This window comes from Rhodoferax sp. (genome assembly GCF_025354435.1).
Taxonomy (GTDB): Bacteria; Pseudomonadota; Gammaproteobacteria; order Burkholderiales; family Burkholderiaceae_C; genus Rhodoferax_B.
In genome coordinates, this window is the sequence record NZ_JANXMU010000056.1 from 1 (window position 1) to 5,414 (window position 5,414).

The 5,414-nt window shown below is 60.9% G+C and carries 5 protein-coding genes; all 5 read left to right on the forward strand.

The window, feature by feature from the left end:
• Positions 1 to 1,326: tetratricopeptide repeat protein (locus Q0T48_RS14805; RefSeq protein ID WP_295957509.1), on the forward strand; the 1,326-nt coding region annotated here is incomplete at its 5' end.
• Positions 1,327 to 1,452: 126 nt separating this feature from the next.
• Positions 1,453 to 2,631: a poly-beta-1,6-N-acetyl-D-glucosamine synthase gene (pgaC, locus tag Q0T48_RS14810; protein ID WP_295957512.1), complete on the forward strand. Its 1,179-nt coding sequence runs from the start codon at positions 1,453 to 1,455 to the stop codon at positions 2,629 to 2,631.
• A complete protein-coding gene (pgaD, locus tag Q0T48_RS14815) occupies positions 2,628 to 3,086 on the forward strand; it encodes a poly-beta-1,6-N-acetyl-D-glucosamine biosynthesis protein PgaD (protein ID WP_295957514.1) in 459 nt (152 codons plus the stop codon). The genes pgaC and pgaD overlap by 4 nt, the downstream gene beginning before the upstream one ends.
• Before the next feature lie 168 nt (positions 3,087 to 3,254).
• On the forward strand, positions 3,255 to 3,563 hold the full coding sequence (locus tag Q0T48_RS14820) for a DUF485 domain-containing protein (protein ID WP_295957517.1): 309 nt from the start codon (positions 3,255 to 3,257) through the stop codon (positions 3,561 to 3,563).
• On the forward strand, positions 3,560 to 5,287 hold the full coding sequence (locus Q0T48_RS14825; RefSeq protein ID WP_295957519.1) for a cation acetate symporter: 1,728 nt from the start codon (positions 3,560 to 3,562) through the stop codon (positions 5,285 to 5,287). Before Q0T48_RS14820 ends, Q0T48_RS14825 begins: the two co-directional genes overlap by 4 nt.
• Positions 5,288 to 5,414 lie beyond the last annotated feature (127 nt).

Below are 5,414 nucleotides of genomic sequence, written 5' to 3' on the forward strand. Positions count from 1 at the left end.
CTGGATGCCACCCAGCGCAGTGCAGCCGCACGCCGTACCGAAGTGTCGGCCCTGCGTTTTGCCGATCGTATTGAGCCCGCAGCGGCAGCCATGGCACAGCTCAACGCAGAATTTCCCGACGATGTGGGGCTGTGGCTAGACCAGGCCGATCTGCTCTCGCAGCGCGGCCTACCCCGCGCCGCCGCCGAGCGCTACCGCGCCGTGCTGGCCGCAGAGCCCGCCAGCATCAAGGCCCGCGTGGGTTTGGCCGATGCCGTATGGGCCCAGGGCGACATCCCCGAAGCCGCCCGGATGGTGGCCGCTTTGCAAGCCGAAGCCCCAGAACACCCTGCCGTACAGCGCCTGGTGCGCGCATGGCAACGCAAACAACGGCCCTTTTTGACCAGCAGCGCGACCTGGGGCTTTGGCAGCGGCCACGTAACAGGTAATGACGACATGACCTGGTCCACCACCTTGTACAGCGGCCAAAACGACCAAGGCCTGCGTTTGTTTGCCACCCACCACCTGGCCCGGGCCCAGTGGTGGTGGGACAGTGCCCACCAGTACCAGGGTTCTGCCAGCCATGAACGCGGCGGCATGGGGCTGGAATGGACCCGGCGCGACCTGCAGGCGATGGTCGAAGTGGGCACCGACCTGCGCAATGGCCGCGATGCGGTCGGCGCTGTGGGCGCCAACTGGCAACTCAACGACCAATGGTCTGTGCGGGCCCGTTACGAGACCGAAACCAACGACTTCCCGCTCAAAGGCCGGGTGCCAGACGTGGAGTCCAACCTCGGAGCCCCCACCTACTTGCACGCCGACAAAAAAACCGTGGGCGTAGCCTACCGCTGGAACGAGTCGCGCCGCGTGGCCGCCGATATCTCCAGCTACCGGTTTAACGACGGTAACAACCGCACCGCCCTGGCCGCCAGTTGGTCCGAGCGCCTATACAGCGGCTATGGCCGTACGCTGGACCTGCAAACTGCCGCCTACACCAGCGCCAACAGCCTGCGCGATGCGGTGTACTTCAACCCCAAGCGCGACTTTGCTGTCTCCGAAACCCTGGCGGCCGACTGGCTCACCTGGCGGCACTACGAGCGCAGCTTCAACCAGCGTTTGGCTGTCAGCGCAGGTTTGTACCGCCAGCAAAGCGGTGACGGCAGCAGCAGCGCCAGCTACGACCAAACCTACGGCTGGAACCCGTTTTACGGCGTGCATTACGAGCACGAGTGGCAGTTTGGCCCTGACCGGTCACTGCGCTATGGCATCGGCGCACGGCGCTTTCCTTACGACGGCAAGTATGAAAACAGCCGCTACATCGACGCAACCCTGAACTGGAGATTTTGACCATGACCCCGTGCCCATCCGCGCACTCCCTGGAGATCTAAGTTGGAACATCTATTCTCCGGCTCTGCCATCCAGATGCTGTTTGACTTCACGTTTTACTACCCGTTGTTCATGTCCTAACTGTGGATGTGCGGCGGGCTGTATTACTACTTCCACTACGAACGCAATGACCCGCCCTACGACCAGCCGCCTGCGCTACCCGAGTACCCCCCGGTCAGCATCCTGGTGCCCTGCCACAACGAGGTCAACAACATCGAAGACACGGTAGAGGCCTTACTGGCCATCAACTACCCCACATTCGAGATTCTGCTGATCGACGATGGCAGTACCGATGCATCGCCCCAAATGCTGGATGCCATGGCCCGCAAGGACAGCCGCATCCGCGTCATCCATCTGGCCAAAAACCAGGGCAAGGCTGTGGGCCTGAACACCGCCGCCATGATGGCCAAGTACGACTACTTTTTGTGCATTGACGGCGACTCGTTGGTAGACCCGCATTGCCTGCACTGGATGATGCGGCATTTGGTCAACAGCCCACGCGTCGGCGCGGTATCGGGCAACCCCCGCATCCGCACCCGTTCGACGTTGATCGGCCGTATCCAGGTGGGCGAGTTCTCGTCCATCATCGGCCTGATCAAGCGCGCCCAGCGCACCTACGGCAAGATGTTCACGGTGTCGGGCGTGATGGTGTGTTTCCGCCGTGCGGCATTGCACGACGCGGGCTACTGGAACCCCGACGCATTGACCGAAGACATCGACATTAGCTGGCGGCTGCAAATGCGCCACTGGGATGTGCGTTTTGAGCCCAATGCCCTGTGCTGGATCCTGATGCCCGAAACCCTGCGCGGCTTGTGGCGGCAGCGCCTGCGCTGGTCCATGGGCGGCACGCAAGTGCTGTTCAGCCAGAACGGTTTGTTTGGCCGCTGGCGGCACCGGCGCATGCTGCCGGTGTACCTGGAATACTTCACCAGCGTACTCTGGGCCTATACCATGGCGGCGGTATTCGCTCTGTGGACGCTCAAGCATTTTGTAACACTGCCCCCTGCGCTGGTCATCGACACCCTGCTGCCCGAATGGAATGGCCTGGTGATTGGCACCACCTGTCTGCTGCAGTTTGCCGTCAGCATGGGCCTGGATTCACGCTACGAAAAAGGCATGGGCCGCTACTACTACTGGATGATCTGGTATCCGCTGGCGTTCTGGATTCTGAACGTCTTCACCACCCTGGTGGCCGTACCCAAAGTACTGCTGCGCGGCAAGCAGCGCGCCACCTGGAAAAGCCCAGACCGGGGACTACAGCCATGAAATCACCTTTGATCATTGACCGCCCCGACCTGCAAGTCTGGCAACAAAAAGCCATGTTTGGGGCGCTGACCGCCCTGTTCTGGGCGGTCTGGGTATTTTTGTGGATGCCCCTCATCACCCTGTTGGCATGGCTGTTCTTCGGTCAGCGCTTCCAGTTCCACATGCTGGAGCTGGACGGTTACAAAACCTTCATGGGATTGCTGGCTGTTTACTGCCTGGTGATCGGCATCATGGGGGGTGGTTTGCTGCTGTGGGCCACCTACAACCACCTGCGGTTCCAGGGCATTGACCGCCGCCGGGAAATGGATGCGCCGTCGGCCTCTGCCATGGGCGAGCACATCAATCACCCCGGCACCGCGATTGATACGTGGCGCAGCTACGCCATCGTGACGGTGCACCATGACGACCATGGCGGCATCACGCAAGTCGAACCTGCAGCGGTAGTGCGCGCTTAAAACCCCGTCCAAGCCCGCACCGGGGGCGGGAAAACCCCCTCCCCAAAAGCCGTTTCAGGCCCCGAAACGTCAGCTATCGGTCAGCCCCCCTGCGCACACTCATTCCACTGCCAGAACGATATTTCGGTCTGGTGGCGGTTCGATTGACACATACAAAAGGGGACAACCATGACGGATCCGATCGTGGCCAGAATAGAGGCCAATCCCAAATACCATGAGCTTCGGCGCAAGCGCAACGGCTTCGGCTGGCTGCTCACCGGGCTGATGATGCTCGTGTACTACGGCTACATCGCGCTCATCGCGTTCGACAAACCATTCTTGGCCACCCCGCTGGGCGCGGGCGTCACCAGCATCGGTATTCCTATCGGTATGGGCGTGATTGTGTTCACCGTGGTGATCACCGCCATTTATGTGCGCCGCGCCAACAGCGAATACGACCGCCTCACCGCTGAAATCCTGAAGGATGTCTCCAAATGAACGCCATCCTGAAATCTGTAGGCGCCGTGGCGCTGATGCTGGCAGCCGGTGCGGTACTGGCCGCTGGCGGCGACCTGGGCCAGGTGGACAAACAGCCTACCAACTGGGTGGCCATCAGCATGTTTGCGGTCTTCGTCGTTGCCACGCTGTTCATTACCAAATGGGCGGCAGCCAAGACCAAGTCGGCTTCTGACTTCTACACCGCAGGTGGCGGTATCACCGGCTTCCAGAATGGCCTGGCGATTGCGGGTGACTACATGTCGGCAGCCTCGTTCCTGGGCATTACCGCCACCGTCATGGCCTTCGGCTACGACGGCCTGATCTACTCCATCGGCTTCCTGGTCGGCTGGCCAGTTATCACCTTCCTGATGGCCGAACGCTTGCGCAACCTGGGCAAGTTCACCTTTGCCGACGTGGCCGCCTACCGCTTCCAGCAAACCCCGATCCGCATGTTTGCGGCCTCGGGCACGCTGGTGGTGGTGGCCTTCTACCTGATCGCCCAGATGGTGGGTGCCGGTGCGCTGATCAAGCTGCTGTTTGGCCTGGACTACTGGCTGGCGGTGGTGATTGTGGGCGGCTTGATGATGATTTACGTGCTGTTTGGCGGCATGACGGCCACCACCTGGGTGCAGATCATCAAGGCCTGCATGCTGCTGGCGGGCGTGACCTTCATGGCCTTCATGGTGCTGGCGCAGTTCAGCTTCAGCCCCGAAGCCCTGTTTGCCAAAGCGGTAGAAGTCAAAACCCAGTTCGCCCTGAACGACGGCAAGATGCCCGATGCTGCGGCCAAGATAGGCCTGGCCATCATGGGGCCGGGCGGGTTTGTGAAAGACCCGATCTCGGCCATCTCCTTCGGCATGGCGCTGATGTTTGGTACCGCCGGTTTGCCGCACATCCTGATGCGCTTCTTCACCGTGCCTAACGCCAAGGAAGCCCGCAAATCCGTGCTGTGGGCAACCACCTGGATTGGCTACTTCTACGTGCTGATCTTCATCATCGGCTTTGGTGCCATCACCCTGGTGCTGACCAACCCCGAGTTCTCCGACACCATGAAGGGTGTCATCAAGGGCGGTGGCGGATCGAGCAACATGGCGGCCGTGCTGGTGGCCAAGGCAGTCGGCGGCAACATCTTCTTCGGCTTCATCTCTGCCGTTGCATTTGCCACCATCCTGGCGGTGGTAGCGGGCCTGACCCTGTCGGGTGCCTCCGCCGTGTCGCACGATCTGTACGCTACCGTGTTCAAAAAGGGCAAGGCCGATAGTGCTTCCGAGCTGAAGGTATCGCGCATCACCACCGTGGCGCTGGGTATCGTGGCTGTGGTGCTGGGGATTGCGTTCGAGAAGCAAAACGTCGCCTTCATGGTGTCGCTGGCCTTCGCGATTGCGGCATCGGCCAACTTCCCGGTGCTGTTCATGTCGGTGCTGTGGAAAGACTGCACCACCCGAGGCGCCGTAATTGGCGGCTTTTTAGGGCTGATTTCTTCAGTCGGCCTGACTGTCCTGTCTCCTGCGGTTTGGGAAGCCGTGCTGGGTAATCGGGCAGGCTCTGCCCCGTTCCCATACTCCTCGCCGGCATTATTTTCAGTCACCATCGGCTTCGTCGGCGTGTGGCTGTTCTCGATACTCGACCGCAGCCCGCGGGCGGCCATCGAGCGCTCGCTGTTCAAATCACAGCAGATCCGCTCGGAAACCGGTCTGGGTGCTTCGGGTGCTTCAGGCCACTAAAGCCAGAAGCTCTTAATCGGTAAAAGTGCCAAGCAAACGCCTGGCACTTTTTTTCGTCCGCCACCGGGCGATTGCGGAAGATCGAAAACTGCTCAATGCATTTTGAGTTGCCGCAATTTCAAAAATG